The 857-nt window shown below is 45.4% G+C and carries 1 protein-coding gene; it reads left to right on the top strand.

Going from position 1 to position 857, the window contains the following annotated elements; translation table 11 throughout:
- Window positions 1–857: elongation factor Tu (tuf, locus tag H5118_RS20960; protein ID WP_182738531.1), on the top strand; the 857-nt coding region annotated here is incomplete at both ends.

Below are 857 nucleotides of genomic sequence, written 5' to 3'. Positions count from 1 at the left end.
AAACCGCACGTAAACGTTGGTACAATCGGCCACGTTGACCACGGTAAAACTACACTAACTGCAGCAATCACTAACGTACTTGCAAAAGTATACGGCGGTGTTGCTAAAGATTTCGCATCAATCGATAACGCTCCAGAAGAGCGCGAACGTGGTATCACTATTTCAACGTCTCACGTTGAATACGATACACCTACACGTCACTACGCACACGTAGATTGTCCTGGTCACGCCGATTATGTTAAAAACATGATCACTGGTGCTGCTCAAATGGACGGCGCGATCTTAGTAGTTGCTGCGACAGATGGCCCTATGCCACAAACGCGTGAGCACATCCTTCTTTCTCGTCAGGTTGGCGTTCCTTACATCATCGTATTCATGAACAAATGTGACATGGTTGATGACGAAGAGCTACTTGAACTAGTAGAAATGGAAGTTCGTGAACTTCTTTCTGAATACGATTTCCCAGGTGATGACTTACCTCTAATCGCTGGTTCTGCGCTTAAAGCGTTAGAAGGCGAGAAAGAGTGGGAAGATAAGATTGTTGAGCTTGCAAACGCACTTGATTCTTACATCCCAGAGCCAGAGCGTGACATCGATAAGCCATTCATCATGCCTATCGAAGACGTTTTCTCAATCCAGGGTCGTGGTACTGTTGTAACTGGTCGTGTTGAAGCTGGTATCATCCGCATCAATGACGAAGTAGAAATTGTTGGTATCAATGATACAACTCGTTCTACTTGTACTGGTGTTGAAATGTTCCGTAAGCTTCTTGACGAAGGTCGTGCTGGTGAGAACATTGGTGCACTTCTACGTGGTACTAAGCGTGAAGACGTTGAACGTGGTCAAGTACTAGCTAA

Origin of the sequence: Pseudoalteromonas sp. SR41-1 (assembly GCF_014164015.1) — a bacterium.
Classification (GTDB): Bacteria; Pseudomonadota; Gammaproteobacteria; order Enterobacterales; family Alteromonadaceae; genus Pseudoalteromonas; species Pseudoalteromonas distincta.
This window is presented reverse-complemented; position numbering and strand designations above follow the sequence as displayed.